14 protein-coding genes and 1 pseudogene are annotated in these 17,284 nt (G+C 69.6%); 9 read left to right on the plus strand and 6 right to left on the minus strand.

The window, feature by feature from the left end:
* Nucleotides 1-10: 10 nt before the first annotated feature.
* From mihF to FCG67_RS22560, 3 genes and pseudogenes are all read right to left on the minus strand, one after another.
* Nucleotides 11-322 carry an integration host factor, actinobacterial type gene (mihF, locus tag FCG67_RS22550; protein ID WP_077043971.1) on the minus strand — a complete coding sequence of 104 codons (312 nt, stop codon included), beginning with the start codon at nucleotides 320-322 and terminating at the stop codon, nucleotides 11-13.
* Nucleotides 323-451: 129 nt separating this feature from the next.
* A pseudogene (locus FCG67_RS22555) lies at nucleotides 452-535 on the minus strand (SRPBCC family protein); the annotation flags it as partial.
* Between the two features lie 112 nt (nucleotides 536-647).
* Nucleotides 648-2,990, minus strand: coding sequence for a DNA polymerase III subunits gamma/tau (locus FCG67_RS22560; RefSeq protein WP_136911853.1), 2,343 nt, complete (start codon nucleotides 2,988-2,990; stop codon nucleotides 648-650).
* A 207-nt stretch (nucleotides 2,991-3,197) separates the two neighbouring features.
* Between FCG67_RS22560 and FCG67_RS22565 the strand changes: the two genes are divergently transcribed.
* Together FCG67_RS22565 and FCG67_RS22570 are read left to right on the plus strand one after the other, a co-directional pair.
* Nucleotides 3,198-4,535, plus strand: a complete 1,338-nt coding sequence (locus tag FCG67_RS22565; RefSeq protein WP_136911854.1) for an ammonium transporter — start codon at nucleotides 3,198-3,200, stop codon at nucleotides 4,533-4,535.
* 115 nt (nucleotides 4,536-4,650) lie between these two features.
* Nucleotides 4,651-6,342: an alpha/beta hydrolase gene (locus FCG67_RS22570; RefSeq protein WP_211243301.1), complete on the plus strand. Its 1,692-nt coding sequence runs from the start codon at nucleotides 4,651-4,653 to the stop codon at nucleotides 6,340-6,342.
* A gap of 70 nt (nucleotides 6,343-6,412) precedes the next feature.
* Here the strand turns inward: FCG67_RS22570 and FCG67_RS22575 are convergent, their stop codons facing one another.
* Nucleotides 6,413-6,898 (minus strand): hypothetical protein, encoded by a 486-nt coding sequence (locus tag FCG67_RS22575; RefSeq protein WP_136911855.1) that lies wholly within the window; start codon nucleotides 6,896-6,898, stop codon nucleotides 6,413-6,415.
* Between the two features lie 178 nt (nucleotides 6,899-7,076).
* Nucleotides 7,077-7,721, minus strand: coding sequence for a TetR/AcrR family transcriptional regulator (locus FCG67_RS22580; protein ID WP_425467877.1), 645 nt, complete (start codon nucleotides 7,719-7,721; stop codon nucleotides 7,077-7,079).
* Nucleotides 7,722-7,941: 220 nt separating this feature from the next.
* Here FCG67_RS22580 and FCG67_RS22585 point away from each other — a divergent pair, with 220 nt between their 5' ends.
* The 6 genes from FCG67_RS22585 to FCG67_RS22610 are packed head-to-tail and all read left to right on the plus strand — an operon-like array spanning nucleotide 7,942 to nucleotide 15,824.
* A complete protein-coding gene (locus FCG67_RS22585) occupies nucleotides 7,942-9,309 on the plus strand; it encodes a flavin-containing monooxygenase (RefSeq protein WP_136911856.1) in 1,368 nt (455 codons plus the stop codon).
* A gap of 13 nt (nucleotides 9,310-9,322) precedes the next feature.
* On the plus strand, nucleotides 9,323-10,486 hold the full coding sequence (locus FCG67_RS22590) for a serine hydrolase domain-containing protein (protein ID WP_136911857.1): 1,164 nt from the start codon (nucleotides 9,323-9,325) through the stop codon (nucleotides 10,484-10,486).
* Nucleotides 10,483-11,523, plus strand: coding sequence for an NAD(P)-dependent alcohol dehydrogenase (locus FCG67_RS22595; RefSeq protein WP_136911858.1), 1,041 nt, complete (start codon nucleotides 10,483-10,485; stop codon nucleotides 11,521-11,523). The genes FCG67_RS22590 and FCG67_RS22595 overlap by 4 nt, the downstream gene beginning before the upstream one ends.
* Nucleotides 11,524-11,554: 31 nt before the next feature.
* A complete protein-coding gene (casG, locus tag FCG67_RS22600; RefSeq protein ID WP_136911859.1) occupies nucleotides 11,555-13,216 on the plus strand; it encodes a steroid-24-oyl-CoA synthetase in 1,662 nt (553 codons plus the stop codon).
* A gap of 46 nt (nucleotides 13,217-13,262) precedes the next feature.
* Nucleotides 13,263-15,011: an N-acyl-D-amino-acid deacylase family protein gene (locus FCG67_RS22605; RefSeq protein WP_136911860.1), complete on the plus strand. Its 1,749-nt coding sequence runs from the start codon at nucleotides 13,263-13,265 to the stop codon at nucleotides 15,009-15,011.
* Between the two features lie 30 nt (nucleotides 15,012-15,041).
* Entirely contained in the window at nucleotides 15,042-15,824 is a 783-nt protein-coding gene (locus FCG67_RS22610) for an SDR family NAD(P)-dependent oxidoreductase (RefSeq protein ID WP_136911861.1), read from the plus strand.
* Nucleotides 15,825-15,923: 99 nt separating this feature from the next.
* Here the strand turns inward: FCG67_RS22610 and FCG67_RS22615 are convergent, their stop codons facing one another.
* Nucleotides 15,924-16,508: an HhH-GPD-type base excision DNA repair protein gene (locus FCG67_RS22615; RefSeq protein ID WP_136911862.1), complete on the minus strand. Its 585-nt coding sequence runs from the start codon at nucleotides 16,506-16,508 to the stop codon at nucleotides 15,924-15,926.
* Between the two features lie 110 nt (nucleotides 16,509-16,618).
* Here FCG67_RS22615 and FCG67_RS22620 point away from each other — a divergent pair, with 110 nt between their 5' ends.
* Nucleotides 16,619-17,272 (plus strand): DUF5701 family protein, encoded by a 654-nt coding sequence (locus FCG67_RS22620; RefSeq protein ID WP_136911863.1) that lies wholly within the window; start codon nucleotides 16,619-16,621, stop codon nucleotides 17,270-17,272.
* The last annotated feature ends 12 nt before the right edge of the window (nucleotides 17,273-17,284 follow it).

Here is a 17,284-nt window from a genome sequence, read left to right on the forward strand (position 1 = left end):
TGGGGTGCGTTCAGCCGAGTTTCGCGAGTAGGTCAGCGCGCTGGCGCGAACCCAGGCCGGACACCCGCCGTGTCTCGGCGATCCCGACGGACTCGGCGATGTCGCGAGCCTTGATCTTCCCGAAATGCGGAAGGGACTCGAGCAGGTAGAGCACCTTCGTTTTTCCGACGATCTCGTCCGACTCTGCTCGGTCCAGGATCTCGGTGAAGGTGAGTTTCCCCGACTTGAGGCCCTCACGAAGTTCCGACCGTGCCTTGCGGGACGCCGCTGCCTTCTCCAGGGCCGCGGCACGTTGTTCGGGAGTCAAGGTGGGCAGTGCCATGATGGGCATCCTCTCGCTTGGTTACCGACGAACCCAGGCTAGAACGGTGCCGTCGTTCGGCCGTTCATTGCTGAACTCGCGTGTCGGATCCAAATGGCGAATAACTCAAAGGCGACTGCGGAGCCTCGGTCAGGAGGCGATCAGCTCGTCGATCTGGTTGATCGCCGACGAGGCCCCCTCGACCACACCCATGTCCAGCACCTGCTGCAGCGCCCCGCCGCTTCCGCCGAGTGTGCACCTGTCGGGGCAAAGGCCCAGGACAGGCGACGACAGCTGCACACTCGGCGAGGCGGGCGCGGGAGGGTGAGCGAACGAGACGGGCTTGTCAGCCGTCGATTCGCTTGGCCCCGAGGTGGGTCTCCAGCAACTGGAGCGCGATCTCCTCGGGATCGCGGCGGACGGATGGATCGGCCGGCTCGGCGGCCTGCGCCATCATCTCTTCCTCGTCCTCCGGGGTGACCGACTCGGGCGTGGCGGGCGGCGGGCCCGGATCGTCCGGATAGTCGGGTTCCTCGGGCGGCGGGATGTCGTCCGCGCCGGACCCCGACGTCGCCTCGGTCCGCGGGGCGGGGGCGGATGCCGCCTGCTCCTGGCTCGGACGCGAGAATCGCGGCGCGCCCGCCGGTTTCGCCTGCTGTTGCCGGGCTGGCTGAGCACGTGGAGGAGCATCGGCGGGCGCGGCGGTACCGACCTCGCAGTCGATCGCCCAGTCCACTCCGAACACTTCCCGCAGCGCGTCGCGGATCACGTCGGCATTGCGCGGCTCCACCAGACGCTTGGCCAGCGGCGCGGAGGCATGGATGAGGATGAGGCGGTCGTTCTCCACCGCCCTGACGGTGGCGCCCGAGAGCATCACCTCGACGGTGCGGCTCCGGTCTCGCACCTTCGCCCTGACCTCGGACCACACGGCGCGGACCGCGGTGGCGTCGGGCTGACCGGCCGCTGCGGGCGCGGACACCGGCGGCGCGACCGGCTCGGATGGCGCCGGCTCGGGTTCCGCGACGGCCGCCGGTTCCGGTTCACGCGCAGGCACCTGCTCGACGGGGGGCGCAACGGATTCGGGCGTGACCGCTTCCCGGACAACAGGTTCCGAGACTACGGGCTCGGGGGCGACAGGCTCGGGTACGACGGGCTCCGGGACCGAAGGGGCCGGGGCAAGCGGTTCCGAGGCCGCGAGGGCGGGCTCCGGCGACTGCGGGACGGGCTCCGACGCCGCGGCGGACGCCTCGACCGGAGCGTCGGCCTGCTCCGCGGGTTGCGCCGCACTCGGCTCCGGTGCACCACGTTCGGCCGCCACGGGGGCGACGACCTCCGGCTGGACCGGCTCGGACCGAACCGGCGGCGCCGGTTCCGGCGACGCCGATTGAACGGGTTCCGGGTGCCGCTGCTGCGCCGCCGCGCGCTGCGACGGACGCTGGTAGATCGGCTCGGGCTCCGGGGTACTCGGGCGCGCCGCGGGCTCCGCGGGCGCGCTCGATCGTGTTCCGGCGACCGGCTCCGCCACCGGCAGGCCACCCTCGGCCCGCCGTTCGAGCCGCTCCAGCCGTTGCAGCACAGCCGATTCCGCATCCGTTGCGGACGGCAGGAGCATCCGGGCGCACATCACCTCGAGCAGCAGCCTGGGTGCCGTGGCCCCTCGCATCTCTCCCAGTCCTGCGTGCAGGACCTCGGCGTAGCGGGCCAGGGTCGCGGGACCGATCCGTTCCGCCTCCTCGCGGATCCGCTCGAGCACGTCCCCGGGCGCGTCGACCAGGCCGCGCTCACCCGCGTCGGGGACCGCCCGCATCAGGATCAGGTCGCGGATCCGCTCGAGCAGATCCACCGCGAATCGTCGCGGATCGTGGCCGGCGTCCATCACCTTGTCCACGGTGCCGAAGAGCGCGGCGCCGTCACCGGCGGCGAGCGCATCAACAGCGTCGTCGATGAGCGCGACGTCGGTGACGCCGAGCAGGGACAGCGCGCGCTGATAGGTGACGCCCTCGTCGCCCGCACCGGCCAGCAGCTGGTCGAGCACGCTGAGCGAGTCGCGCGGCGACCCGCCGCCCGCGCGGATCACCAGCGGATAGACCGGGGCCTCGACGGCGACGTTCTCCTGCGCGCAGATCTTCTCCAGCAGTCCGCGCATGGTCGACGGCGCCAGCAGCCGGAACGGGTAGTGGTGGGTGCGCGACCGGATCGTCGGCAGCACCTTCTCCGGCTCGGTGGTCGCGAAGACGAAGATCAGGTGCTCCGGCGGCTCCTCGACGATCTTGAGCAGTGCGTTGAAGCCCGCGGTGGTGACCATGTGGGCCTCGTCCACGATGAAGATGCGGTACCGGGACTCCGCGGGCGCGTAGAACGCCCGGTCACGCAGCTCGCGGGTGTCGTCGACGCCGCCGTGGCTTGCCGCGTCCAGCTCGATCACGTCGAGGTTGCCCGGGCCGCCGGGGGCGAGCGCCACGCACGACGAGCACACCCCGCACGGGGTGGAGGTCGGACCCTCCACACAGTTCAGCGACCGGGCCAGGATCCGGGCGGACGACGTCTTGCCGCAGCCGCGCGGGCCCGAGAACAGGTACGCGTGGTTGATGCGCCCCGCGTCGAGGGCGATGCTCAGGGGGTCGGTGACGTGCTCCTGCCCCACCACCTCCGCGAAGGTTGCCGGTCGATATTTCCGGTAGAGGGCCACGCGGAGAGGGTACCGGCGAAGGGCGACACCGCGTCGGCGGACCGCCGCCCCCGGGCTGCCGGCGCCGGATCCCGCACCTGCGCGACGGCCAGGGTGAGCGGATTCCGAAACACAGCCGCAACACATTGGCAGCGCGGGCGAAACCGTGACAGACCATCGTCACCACTCGCGTGCGGCCGAGGCCCACACGCGTGAGGAGAAACCGACGTGCCCGAGACCATCGACGCCGGAGCCACCGCATGGCTGCTGGTGAGCACCGCCCTGGTCCTTTTGATGACACCGGGGCTGGCCCTGTTCTACGGCGGCATGGTCCGCTCCAAGGGCGTGCTCAACATGATCATGATGAGTTTCGTCTCGATCGCCCTGGTCACCGTGGTCTGGCTGATCGTCGGCTACAGCCTCGCCTTCGGTGAGGACATCGGCGGCGGCCTGCTCGGCGGACTCGAGCACCTGGGGATGGCTGACATCACCCCGGCCACCGTGCACAGCGGCGTCCCCGAGTTCCTGTTCGCCACCTTCCAGTTGACCTTCGCGATCCTCACAGCCGCCTTGATCAGCGGTGCGATCGCGGACCGCACCAAGTTCTCCGCGTGGATGGTCTTCGTCCCGATCTGGACGCTGGCCGTCTACGCACCGGTCGCGCACTGGGTCTGGGGTCCGGACGGCTGGATCGCGCAGCTGGGCGCCCTCGACTACGCGGGCGGCCTCGTGGTCGAGATCGTCTCGGGCGCGTCCGGGCTGGCGCTGGCGCTGGTCCTCGGCCCCCGCATCGGCTTCCGTTCCGAGCCCATGCGACCGCACAACCTGCCGCTGGTGCTGCTCGGCGTTGGACTGCTGTGGTTCGGCTGGTTCGGGTTCAACGCCGGTTCCGCCCTCGCCGCGAACGGCACCGCGGCGGCCGTCTTCCTCAACACCCTGGTCGCGGGCTGCGCGGGCATGCTCGGCTGGCTGCTGGTCGAGCAGAAGCGCGACGGGCACCCCACCACCTTCGGCGCGGCCTCCGGCGTGGTGGCGGGCCTGGTCGCGATCACCCCGTCCTGCGGCTGGGTCACGGTCCTCGGCGCCGCGGTGGTCGGCACCCTCGCCGGTGTCGTCTGCTCCTTCGCGGTGGGCCTGAAGTTCCGCTTCGGCTACGACGACTCGCTGGACGTGGTGGGCGTGCACCTGATCGGCGGCATCGTCGGCACCCTCCTGATCGGCCTGCTCGCCGCCGAGGTGATGACGGGAGGGGTCGAGGGGCTGCTGTACGGCGGCGGCCTCGCCCAGCTCGGCAAGCAGACGCTGGCGGTCGTCGTGGTCGGCCTCTACGCCTTCGGGGTCACCTACGCGCTCGGCAAGGCGATCGACCGCTGGATGGGCTTCCGGGTCAGCCGCGAGGACGAGATCGCGGGCGTCGACCTGGCGCTGCACGCCGAGTCCGCCTACGAGCACGCGGTCCTCGCCCACGGCGGGCCGACCGGACCGCCGCCGGGGATCTTCTCCCGCGAGCACGAGGAGCAGCGTCCGCGCCGGGCCGAGCCCGACCCGGACGACGTCACCGACTGAACCGGGACGCCCTGCCTGCGGGTTCGGTACGATCCGCCCGGTCCGGATAGGTAGGACCTTCAGCAGCGACCTCCGCCCGGAGGCGCCCGCGACCGGACCAGGAACGACGATGACGATGACGCTCCCCACGGCCGGGCCACGCCCGGCCGACGCCCCGAACACCGACGGGTTCGCCGATCGCGCACGCCGCTACGGCCGGTCGCTGCATCCCGTCGGGCTCGCCGTCGCGCTGCTCTTCTTCTGCTGGTCGATGACGCCCTCCCTGCTGCCGCGCCTGTGGTACCTGCAGGGCGTCGCCACCGGCATCAGCATCGCGACGGGTTACGGGATCGGCTGCCTGGCGGCCTGGCTCGTGCGTAAATGCGGTGTCTCGCCTCGATACTCCGAGCGGACCAAGCGAATCGGCCGATGGACCCTGCTCGGGTTCACCGTGGTTCTCGTCCCGACCTTCGCGATCCTCGGCGCGGTGTCGCAGCAGGTGGTGCGCGATCTCGTCGGCGTCGAGGAGGAGCACGAGGCGAACTACCTTCTGGTGCTGGTGATCTCGCTCGGCATCGCGGCGTTGCTGCTCTGGATTGCCCGCGCCTCCCGGAGCGCCACCAACCGGATGGCGGCATTCGGCCGCCGCTATGTGCCCGCACCGGTGGCCAGGATCGCGAGCCTGGTCGTCGTGATCGCCGTCGGCCTGATGATCGTCAACGGCGTCGTCTACCAGGGACTCATCGGCCTCGCGAACCGGTCGGCCGCCGCGGCCGATCACAGCACCGCCGACAACGTGGTCCGACCCGAGATGCCCGAACGCTCGGGATCTCCGGCGTCCGCCGAGCCGTGGGAGAGCCTCGGGCGCGAGGGCCGCACCTTCGTCGCGGGCGGCCCGAGCGCAGAGCAGATCACCGCGGCCACCGGCAGGCCGGCGCTGACCCCGATCCGGGTGTACGTGGGACGCGAGTCCGCGGAGTCGATTTCGGACGCGGCCGATCTGGTGGTCGCGGAACTGGTGCGAACCGGGGCCTTCGACCGCGCGGTGCTTGCCGTCGCCACCGGCACCGGCCGCGGCTGGGTCAACGCCTCGGTGGCGGGCGCCCTCGAGTACACGGCCGACGGCGACTCCGCCATCGCGTCCATGCAGTACTCCTTCCTGCCCAGCGCGTTGTCGTTCATCGCGGACCGGGAGTCACCGAAGGAGGCGGGGCGGGCGCTGTTCGAGGCGGTCTACGCGGAATGGGAGTCGCGGCCCGCGGAGAGCCGCCCGAAGCTGCTGGCGTTCGGCGAGAGCCTCGGCTCCTTCGGCGGCCAGTCCGCGTTCGCGGGCGCCCAGGACATGCAAGCCCGAACCGACGGCGCGCTGTGGGTGGGTACCCCGAACTTCTCCCCGCAGTGGTCGGGCATCACCGAGGGCCGCGACCCCGGTTCGCCCGAACGACTTCCGGTGATCGACGGCGGTGCCAACGTCCGGTTCGCCTCGGCCGCACAGGATCTCGAACTCGACAGCCCCTGGGGCATGCCCCGGATCGTCTATTGGCAGCACGCGAGCGACCCGATCACCTGGTGGTCGTTCGACCTGCTGCTGAACCGTCCGGACTGGCTGCGCGAGCCGCTGGGCCCGGACGTCAATCCCGACATGCGCTGGATCCCGTTCGTCACCTTCTGGCAGGTGACCATGGACATGGTCTTCTCGGCGGACGTGCCGGACGGCCACGGGCACACCTTCCAGGCGGACGCCGTGAACATCTGGGCGGACATCCTCGCGCCCGACGGCTGGACGGCCGCGGACACCGAGAAGGTGCGGGCCGCAATGGCCGAGTAGGCGTGACGCGCCTGTGAGTGCTTGTGGCCCCCCTCGTGGCCACAAATGCTCACAGGCGGCGCAGCCGCCCTTACGGGTGCATGGTGATGGTGTAGCCGGCGTTGAGATTCGGGAAGCCGGTGTCCATGGTGCTCGCGATGCCGTAGTAGACCCCGTCATTGCCCGTCATCCGGGTCCCGTCGAGGCTCGCGTCGCCCTGGTAGTTGTTGGCCATGAACACGGCCTGGGCGTCGCCGGGCAGCCCATAGGTGACATCGACGCCGATCCCCCGCGGATCGTTGTTCGTCGCGGTGACGATCTCCGAGCTCCACGGCGCGAGAACCGCACGCGGCCCCTGGATCCACTCGCCGTACGGATTGTCCGAGCCCTTCAGCACCATGGGCTGACCGGTGTTGTTGGTGATCGTCATCGCGATCGTCGGGCCGGTCATCGGGAGCGTCCCGGCGGACGCCGCCGCGCCGGTGAAGCCGAGGGCCGTCGCGGCGAAGGCCAGGGCAAGCGGGGGCAGGGTGGCGATGCGGGCGAGGCGACGGCGGCGAACGGTGGCAATGCTCATGATGAATGATCCTGTCCGGGTGGATGTTTGATATCTCGAGCCGGACCATTCCGGCGCTGAGACAACTATCACCCGTTTCCGCCTCGGGCTCCGTCCACCGGACGGGCCCCACAGGGGATGAATCCGTTGTCCCCCGATCGGGGGACAACGCGTTCGGCAGGCACCGCGCCGGGAGGCGCTACGACGCGGCGGGGGCCGTCAACGCAGGGAACCAGATGTCCGTCAGGACCTCCGCGGCCTCCTCGGCGGAGACATCGATCGTCCCCAGCATCGCCCACCGGGTGAAGAACCGTTCGAGTTGCGTCACGAGGAGTTCGACGCGCAACCGGGCCTCGTCGCGCCGGTCTTCCGGCCAGCGCGCGAGGTAGCTCGTCATCGAGTTCGGGAGGGCGAGGATCCCATCCCGGGCGACGGCTTGGAAGTCGGACTCCAGGGCCGTCGCCTCGTCCCAAGCCGGGAGCATCTCCTTGTACTGGTGGAACCACTCGATGGCCCGGGTGATCCAGTCCGTGAACTCGGCGCGCGATCCGGTGTCGAGTACACGGTCCAGGTCTTGATAGAAGGCAAGAGCGCTCGGCGCCATGCCGTCCCCTGCCACTGCCAGCAGGATGTCCACCTTGCCGGGGAAATGCAGGTAAAAGGTCGCCCGGCTGCAGCCGACCTCGGCGGCGATGTCATCGACCGTCACGGCCGCGTAGCCCCTGGCAGCGAAGAGCCCCCGAGCCGATTCCAACAGCCGGGCGCGGGTCGCGCGCTTCTGCTCGGCTCGAAGCGTGCCACGCCTGCCGCTCGTGCTCGTCGCATTGCCCACAGCATCCACCACCAATCGGAGTTTACTCACGGCCACTCAGCCGCCGCATCGCCAGCAAAGCAACTTTACGTCATTCACTTGACAGACCGTCAGCCAACGCTAGTGTATGTCGCAGGTCACATCGAGTCGTACTTGCCGCAGTCATCACATTCGCGTTTCCGCCGGTGCCGCACCCGCACCGGAGGGAAAGGGACGAAGACGCGGACCGCGACCCCGGCAGAAAGAGAACTCCATGCACTCCCCGAACTTGCCCCGCGTCTGCATCATCGGCGCCGGTCCGTCAGGAATCACGACCGCCAAGCGCCTCAACGACTACGGCATCCCGTTCGATTGCTTCGAGGCCTCCGACGAGGTGGGCGGCAACTGGTACTTCAAGAACCCGAACGGGATGTCGGCCTGTTACCAGAGTCTGCACATCGACACCTCGAAGTGGCGCCTGGCCTTCGAGGACTTCCCGGTTCCCGCCGAATGGCCCGACTTCCCGCACCACTCGCAGCTGTTCCAGTACTTCAAGGACTACGTCGACCACTTCGGCCTGCGGGAGAAGATCACGTTCAACACCTCAGTCGAGCGGGCCGAGCGGGCCGACGACGGCCTGTGGACGGTCACGCTGTCCAACGGCGAGGCGCGCACCTACGACGCGCTGATCGTGTGCAACGGCCACCACTGGGATCCGCGGACCCCGGACTACCCCGGCGAGTTCGACGGCACGCTCATCCACAGCCATGCATACAACGACCCGTTCGACCCGATCGACATGCGCGGCAAAAACGTCGTGGTGGTCGGGATGGGCAACTCCGGCCTCGACATCGCCTCCGAGCTCTCGCAGCGCTTCCTGGCCAAGACGCTCACCGTCTCCGCCCGCCGCGGCGTCTGGGTGCTGCCGAAGTACCTCAGGGGCACGGCAGGCGACAAGATGTCGATGCCTGCCTGGATACCGCGCCCCCTCTCCCTTGCGCTCAAACGACGCTTCCTGAACAAGAACCTCGGCTCCATGGAGGGCTACGGTCTGCCCAAGCCCGACCACCTGCCCTTCGAGGCGCACCCGTCCGCGAGCGGCGAGTTCCTCGGCAAGGCGGGCTCGGGCGACATCGCGTTCAAGCCGGCCATCACCGCACTGGAGGGCAAGCAGGTGCGCTTCGCCGACGGCAGCACCCTGGACGTCGACGTGATCGTCTGCGCCACCGGCTACCACATCAGCTTCCCGTTCTTCAGCGATCCGAACCTGTTGCCCGACAGCGAGAACCGCTTCCCGCTGTTCAAGCGGATGATGAAGCCCGACATCGACAATCTGTTCTTCATGGGCCTCGCGCAGCCGATGCCGACCCTGGTGAACTTTGCCGAGCAGCAGAGCAAGCTCGTCGCCGCCTACCTCGCGGGCAAGTACCTCCCGCCGGCCCCCAGCGAGATGGGCGCCGTCCTCGCCGCCGACGAGGAGTACTACCTCAAGCCGTACTACAAGTCCCCGAGGCACACCATCCAGTGCGAGTTCGACCCGTACGTGCGCAACCTGAAGAAGGAGATCGTCAGCGGCGGCAAGCGCGCCCAGGCCGCAGGCAACACCCTGCCCGTGCCTGCCCGTGCCATGCAGAACGCGTGAGGAGGACAACGACATGACACTGACACAGGGTTTCTGTGCGGCGGGCTTCGAGCCGGTCCGCGATGCGCTCGAACAGCAGCTCACGTCGGGCGAGGAGCTCGGCGCGTCGGTCTGCGTGACCCTCGACGGGCAGCCGGTCGTCGACGTCTGGGGCGGCTACGCCGACGCGGAACGGACGACGCCCTGGGCGGAGGACACCATTGTCAACGTCTTCTCCCTCACCAAGACGATGACGGCGCTGTCCGCGCTGCTCCTGGTCGACCGCGGCGAGCTCGACGTCTACCAGAAGGTCGCGCACTACTGGCCCGAGTTCGCGGCGAACGGCAAGGCGGACATCGAGGTTCGGCACCTGCTCTCACACACCTCCGGCGTGTCCGGCTGGGAGCGGCCGATCGAACTCGAGGACATCTACGACACCGAGGCCGCAAGCGCCCGGCTGGCCACGCAGGCGCCCTGGTGGGAGCCGGGCACCGCGTCGGGCTACCAGGCGCTGAACTACGGGCACCTCGTCGGCGAGGTGATCCGGCGGGTGGACGGCCGCAGCCTCGGCCGCTTCTTCGCCGAGGAGCTGGCCGGGCCGCTGGGCGCCGACTTCCACATCGGCACCGGCCCCGAGCACTTCGGCCGGATCGCACCGATGATCCCGGCGCCTGCCATCAACTTCGACATGTCCACGCTCGACCAGGACAGCATCCTGGTCAAGTCGGTGACCTGCCCGTGGCTCGACCTGGAGAAGGTCAACACCGCCGAATGGCGACAGACGGAGCTCGGCGCCATGAACGGTCACGGCAACGCGCGATCGGTCGCCCGCCTGCAGTCGCTGATCTCCTGCGGCGGCGAACTGGACGGCACCCGCCTGCTCTCCCAGGCCACCATCGACCTGATCTTCGAGCAGCAGGCCGACGGCATCGACCTGGCCATCCTCACCCCGCTGCGGTTCGGCATCGGCTACGGCCTCCCCCACCCGGACACCGCCCCGCTGGTGCGCGACGGCCGGGTGTGCTGGTGGGCCGGCTTCGGCGGCTCGATGCTCGTCAACGACCTCGACAACCGGGTCACCTTCGCCTACACGATGAACAAGATGGCGCCGGGACTGATCGGCTCCGACCGCAGCGACGCCTACCTGCACGCCACCAACGAAGCCGTTCGATCGGCACGAAGCGAGGTCTCCCTGTGAGGGCACTACAGCTCACCGATCCGGGTGTCATCGAGATCCGGGACGTCCCGGTGCCGGAGATCGGCCCGTCCGACCTGCTGATCCGCGTCGGCGCGGCCGGCATCTGCCACTCCGACCTGCACCTGCTGCACTTCCCGGTGAAGATGCGGGAGGAACCGCTCACCATCGGGCACGAGATCGCGGGCACCATCGAGGCCGTCGGCAGCGAGGTCGACGTGCGGCAGGTCGGCGAGCGCGGGCTCGTCTACCTGTGCTGGTCGTGCGGCGTGTGTCGGGAGTGCATCAGCGGCAACGAGAACGTCTGCCTGGCCGCGGGCCGGACCGCCATGCCGCCGTGCCCCGGGCTCGGCCCGGACGGCGGCATGGCCGAGTACGTCCGGATCCCGGCCCGGTCGTTCGTCCCCATCGGCGACCTGGACTTCCTCCAGGCGGCGCCGATGGCCGACGCCGCGCTGACCAGCTACCACGCAATCCGGGGCGCCAAGGAGCACCTGCGCCCCGGCTCGACGGCCGTGGTGATCGGCATCGGCGGCCTCGGGCACGTCGCCGTGCAGATCCTGCGTGCACTCAGCGCGACCCGGATCGTCGCGGTGGACCTCGGCCAGGACCAGCTGGACCTGGCGAAGCGCTGCGGCGCCGACATCACCCTCGAATCCGGTCCCGACACCGCACGCCAGATCCTCGAGCTGACCGGCGGCCGTGGCGCGGAAGCGGTGTTCGATTTCGTCGGCGTCGACCCCACCGCCCAGATGGCGGTCCAGTCCGTGGCGCCCAACGGCGCGTACCGGATGGTCGGGCTCGGCGGCGGTGTCCCCGGCGTGACGGCCGACCCGGCGGGTGGCCCGGGCTGGCCGTGGGGCGCATCGGTGCGGAAGTCGTACGGCGGCACCAGGAGTGACCTCGTCGACTCGATCGCCCTCGCCCAGGCCGGGCGACTGACCGTTGAGGTGGACCGGTTCGACCTGAACGACGCCCGAGAGGCGTTCGACCGTCTCGAAGCAGGCAAGATCCGCGGACGAGCGGTGCTGGTTCCGTGACCGGGTACAACACGATCCGAAAGGAAATGCAGTGACGAAGTCTGTTGACCCCCAGGCGTACATCGCCTCCGTGATGGCAGGACTGACAGGCCCGGGCGGACGCTTCGAACTCGGCGTCGAGAGCGTGCTCGGGGCCGAGATCCCGGTCATGCTGGGCCGCGACCGGGCGCTCGGCGACGTCCTGAGGGCCTCGCTCTCCTATGGTGACCGCGACTACCTGGTCACCGAGGACACCCGGATGAGCTACACCCAGCACGGGGCTGCCGTGGCCGCCCTCGCCACCGCACTCCGGGATCGGTACGGCGTCGGCAAGGGCGACCGGATCGGCATCCTCGCCGCGAACACCCCCGAGTGGCTGGTCACCTTCTGGGCGGCCCAGGCCCTGGGCGCGATCGCGGTCGGCTTCAACGCCTGGTGGGCGCCGCGGGAGGTCGAGTACGGCATCGGCCACACCACGCCAACCGTCGTGATCGCCGACGCCAAGCGCGCCGCGGTGCTCGCCGGGCTCGGCGCTGAAGTCCCGGTGCTCACCATGGAAGAGGACCTGCCCCGACTGTTCACCGAGTTCGCAGGCGCCGAGCTGCCGAACACCGAGGTGGCCGAGGACGATCCGGCGGTGATCCTCTACACCAGCGGGACGAGCGGCCGCCCCAAGGGCGCCGTGCACTCGCACCGGAACGTTCTCGCGACCATCGACTATCACCGGTTCAGCGACGCGCTCGCCGCCGCGTTCACCGGCGGCGACCCGAACTCGGATGCCCCGAGCGACCGGCGGTACCTGCTCACCTCGCCGCTGTTCCACATCGCCAGCCTGCACAACCTGGCCGTCCCCCGGCTGGCCACGGGTGGCGCGGTGGTGATCTACCAGGGCTCGTTCGACGTTGACCGGATGCTCCGACTCGTCGAACGCGAGCGCGTGACCAACTGGGCCGCCGTCCCCACCATGGCGAATCGCCTTCTCGAGCACGAGGACCTATCGCGCTACGACCTCTCCTCGGTCACCGCGTTCGCGCTGTCGGCGGCGCCGTCATCGGCGGCGTTCCAGGACCGACTGCGCGAGAAGGTGCCGTTCGCGCGCAACTCCCTTGTCGACAGCTACGGCCAGACCGAGAGTGCCACCGCGATCTCCGTGGCCACTCCCCTCGACCTCGCGCACTTCCCCGGCACCCTCGGCCGGCCCATCATCGGCGTCGCCGTCGAAGTCCGGGATCCGTTCGGGGAGAAGGTCCCCGACGGGGTGGAGGGCGAGATCTGCGCGCGCAGCCCCTACGTGATGCTCGGCTACTGGGACAACCCCGAGGCCACCGCCGCGGCGATCACCGAGGACCGCTGGCTGCGCACCGGCGACTTCGGTGTGATCGAGAACGGCATGGTCCGGCTCACCGGACGACGGTCGGACCTGATCCTGCGCGGCGGCGAGAACGTGTACCCGATGGAGATCGAGCAGTGCCTGGACGAGCACCCCGAGATCCTCGAGTGCGTGGTGATCGGCGTCGACCACCCCGACTTGGGCCAGGAGGTGGCCGCGGTGGTCGTCACACGGTCGGAGGACGCCGTCACGGAAGAGGAACTGCGGGCCTTCGCCGGCGAACGCCTCGCGTATTTTAAGGTCCCGGCCCGGTGGCGGATCACCACCTCGCCGTTGCCGCGCAACGCGACCGGCAAGACGATGCGCACCCAGGTGGTCGTCTGATGGCCCGCCGGTCAGGAACCGATGTTCGAGAATGGAGTGGTCTGCGATGAGCTACGACGTGATCATCAAGAACGGCCGGTGGTTCGACGGCACCGGCGCACGGTCCGAGACCAGGAACCTCGGCATCCGTGACGGGCGGGTGGCCGCCGTGTCGGTCGGTGCACTCGACGAGGCGGACTGCCCGCAGGTGGTCGACGCCACCGGGAAGTGGGTCATCCCGGGCATCGTCGACATCCACACCCACTACGACGTCGAGGTCATCCTGAGTCCGGGGCTCAAGGAGTCGGTGCGGCACGGCGTCACCTCGATCTTCCTGGGGTCGTGCTCGCTGTCGGCGGTCCACGCCGGCCCCTCCGACGCGGGCGACCTTTTCGGCCGGGTCGAGGCCATCCCCCGCAAACACGTGGTCGACACGCTCACCGAGTCCAAGACCTGGACCTCGGCGCACGAGTACGTCGAGGCGATCGAGGCGCTGCCCTTGGGCCCGAACGTGGCCTCCTTCATCGGCCATTCGGACATCCGTGCCGCGCAGATGGGCCTGGACCGGGCGACCCGCAAGGACGTCAAGCCCACCCCGGCCGAACTCGACGCGATGGCGGCCAAACTCGAGGAGGCGCTCGACGCGGGCTTCATCGGCATGTCCTCGCAGGAACTGCTGTTCGACAAGCTCGACGGCGAGGTCTGCCGGTCCCGGACCCTGCCCTCGACGTACTCGACCCGGCAGGAACGCCGCAGGCTCAGTGGGATCCTGCGGCGCCGGGGCCGGGCCTTGCAGGCCGGACCGGACGTCGGCCGCCCGCAGTCCATGGTCGCGTTGGCGCTGAGCAGCGTGGGGCTCTTCCGCCGCCCCCTGAAGGTGAGCCTGCTCTCGGCCGCCGACGTCAAGGCGATTCCGGCTGTGGCGCACGTCTTCCCGGCGATGGCACGGGCCGTCAACGGGATGCGCGGCGACTTCCGGTGGCAGCACCTACCCGTCCCGTTCGAGGTGTACTCCGACGGCATCGACCTGCCGGTCTTCGAGGAATTCGGCTCCGGCGCCGCGGCGTTGGACCTGTCCAACCAGCTCGAGGCGCGGAGCGCGCTGCTGGCCGACGAGTCCTACCGCCGCCGGTTCCGCAAGGACTACGACAAGAAGTACGGGCCGCGGGTCTGGCACCGCGACTTCTTCGACGCCGAGATCGTCGAGTGCCCGGACGAATCCGTGATCGGCAAGACCTTCGGACAGGTCGGAGTCGACCGGGGCGGAGTGCACCCGGTGGACGCCTTCCTGGACCTGGTGGTCGAGCACGGCACCAAGGTCCGGTGGCGCACCACGATCTCGAACCACCGCCCCGAGGTACTCAACAAATTCGCTTCCGATCCCGGTGTCCAGCTGGGCTTCTCCGATGCCGGCGCGCACTTGCGCAACATGGCGTTCTACAACTTCGGCCTCCGCCTGCTGCGTCGCGTCCGCGACGCCGAGCAGGCCGGGACTCCGTTCATGTCCGTGGAGCAGGCCGTGCACCGGCTCACCGGCGAGCTCGCCGACTGGTATCAACTCGACGCCGGGCACCTGCGCGAGGGTGACCGGGCCGATGTGGTGGTGATCGACCCGGCGCATCTCGACGCCTCGCTCGACGCCTATGCCGAATGCCCGGTCCCGGAGTACGACGGACTCTCCAGGATGGTCAACCGGAACGACGACGCGGTGTCCGCGGTGTTCGTCGGCGGCGAATGCGTGGTCCGAGAAGGGGAACCGACGCCCGTGCTCGGGACCCGGCGCACGGGGCGGTTCCTGCGAGCGGGCGAAAGGTGACCCACACCCCGATGAACGGAAGTAGCACGGATGAGTGAGAACAGGTTTGCCGGCAAGACGGCGGCGGTGACCGGAGCGGCGTCCGGCATCGGCGAGGCCATCGCGATCCGCCTGATGGCCGAGGGCGCCAATGTCATCGGGATCGACCTGGCCGGAGATGCGCTCGGCGCCATGGCCACCGAGTTCGGCAAGGCGTTTCTGCCCGTCACCGCCGACGTGACCAAGGAGGAGGAGGTCGCGGCGGCCCTGGACGCCGGGGTGACCCGGTTCGGGGCACTGGACCTGGCCTTCAATGTGGCTGGCGCGTCCCGCGTCGGCGCGATCGTCGATCTCGACGAAGCCGACTGGGACTTCACCATCGACCTGGTGCAGAAGGGCGTCTTCCTCTGCACCAAGCACGAGGCACGGCGCATGAATGCCGGCGGGCGTGGCGGGGCGATCGTCAACGTCTCCTCGCTGAACGCCCATGTGCCGATGCCGGGGGGCAGCCCGTACGCGACCGGCAAGGCGGGTGTCGAGATGTTCAGCAAGAACGCCGCTCTCGAGCTCGCATCGTCGGGCATCCGGGTCAACTCCGTGCTGCCGGGACTGGTCGACACCCCGCTGGTCGCCCCGGTGCTGGCCTACGAGCCCGCGCAGGCGATGTTCCTCGAACGCATCCCGATGGCGCGAGCGGCCACGCCCGACGAGGTCGCCGGGCCGTGCCTGTACCTGGCCAGCGACGACGCGGGCTACATCACCGGCGCGAGCCTGGTCGTCGACGGCGGCTGGGAACTGTCCAACTTCCCGAACTTCAGCAAGCTCGCTGGTTGAGATCGGGAACGAGCGGCCGCGGTAGCTCGAGATCGAGCGGCGGCTGATCGGACGTGCACTGTTCCCGCCCTCCCCTCCAGGGGCCGGGAACAGTGCACGTCATTTCGCTTTCGCTGCCTTCGCCGCCGCCTTCGCGGACTTCTTGAACTCGCGGACCTCACCGAGGGTGCGGTCGTCGACGACGTCGGCGATGGACCGGCGCGAGCCGTCGTCGCCGTACGCCCCTGCCGCCTCCCGCCAGCCCTGCGGCGCGACGCCGATCTGCTTGCCCAGCAACGCGAGAAAGATCCTGGCCTTCTGATCCCCGTAGCCCGGCAGCGCCTTGAGCCGCTTCAGAACCTCGCGGCCGTCGGGATCACCCTCGGTCCAGATGGCCTCGGTCCGGCCGTCGTAGTGCTCGACGAGGTAGATGCACAGGTCCTGGATTCGCTTGCCCATCGACCCGGGGAACCGGTGCACGGCGGGCGGAGTCGCGCAGAGCGCGAGGAACGCGTCCGGATCCATCTCCGCGATCTTGTGCACGTCCAGGCCGGACAGCCGATCGTCGAGCTTCTTCGGCCCGGCGAAGGCCACTTCCATCGGGATCTGCTGATCGAGCAGCATCCCGATCAGCAGGGCGAGTGGATCCGCGGCGAGCAGCGCGTCCGCATCAGCGTCTCCGGCGAGGTGCAGCGTGAGTGCCATGGCCCGATCCTGCCATTTCCGGCGGCGAACTTTCGACCCTCCCGGCGTCCGGGAACAATCTCGCGGTGCCGCCCGTTGAGTTCGGTACACCGTACGGAAGCGAGGGATCCTTGACCGCAACCCCGACCGACATCGAGTTCGACCGCCAGATCCGCGCACTCACCGAGGCGGGCCACCCCGGCCTGACCGGGCTGTCCGACGACGACTTCGCGGCCGCGCTGGAACCGCTCCGCGCGGTGGTGCTCGCGCACCCGGAGAGCGCCGCCGACCACGGCGAGGATCACATTCCGTTCGTCCTGGTCGTCACGCGTACCGCGCAGGGCGCCTCCATCGACGCGCACGAGGCGATGTCGCGCACCGCCCTCGGGACCCAACGGGGGTTCGCCGACTTCGAGCCCGCCGAGCTCGCCCGATTCCGGCCCATCGAATCCGTCGAGGTACCGGACGGGATCGGCTACGCGCTACTGAACGTCGACACCGGGACGGAGTACCTGAACGTCACGCCGGCGACGGCACTGACGTCGCTGACCGAATTGGGACGCACCGGGCTCACCGTGGCGGAGGGCGTCGCGCTGATCACCGTGCGCCCCGACATGCTCCGCAAGAACAAGTGCTTCTCGCTGCTGTCGTCACGGTGCGGCGACAAGCGGGTGCCCGCGCTGTGGATCAGCCAGCGCCGACCGAAACTGGGCTGGTGCTGGAACGGCAACCCGCACACCTGGCTGGGATCGGCGTCGACAGCGGGCAGAGTGCCGCTGCCCTGACGGCGGGCAGGC

This window comes from Rhodococcus oryzae (assembly GCF_005049235.1).
In the GTDB taxonomy this organism is placed as follows: Bacteria; Actinomycetota; Actinomycetes; order Mycobacteriales; family Mycobacteriaceae; genus Rhodococcus_G; species Rhodococcus_G oryzae.

Coding starts and splice junctions, on each gene's coding strand:
- mihF (WP_077043971.1), bottom strand. CDS start 322: ATGGCACTGCCCACCTTGACTCCCGAACAACGTGCCGCGGCCCTGGAG.
- FCG67_RS22570 (WP_211243301.1), top strand. CDS start 4,651: ATGACGCTCCCCACGGCCGGGCCACGCCCGGCCGACGCCCCGAACACC.
- FCG67_RS22575 (WP_136911855.1), bottom strand. CDS start 6,898: ATGAGCATTGCCACCGTTCGCCGCCGTCGCCTCGCCCGCATCGCCACC.
- FCG67_RS22585 (WP_136911856.1), top strand. CDS start 7,942: ATGCACTCCCCGAACTTGCCCCGCGTCTGCATCATCGGCGCCGGTCCG.
- FCG67_RS22590 (WP_136911857.1), top strand. CDS start 9,323: ATGACACTGACACAGGGTTTCTGTGCGGCGGGCTTCGAGCCGGTCCGC.
- FCG67_RS22605 (WP_136911860.1), top strand. CDS start 13,263: ATGAGCTACGACGTGATCATCAAGAACGGCCGGTGGTTCGACGGCACC.
- FCG67_RS22610 (WP_136911861.1), top strand. CDS start 15,042: ATGAGTGAGAACAGGTTTGCCGGCAAGACGGCGGCGGTGACCGGAGCG.
- FCG67_RS22615 (WP_136911862.1), bottom strand. CDS start 16,508: ATGGCACTCACGCTGCACCTCGCCGGAGACGCTGATGCGGACGCGCTG.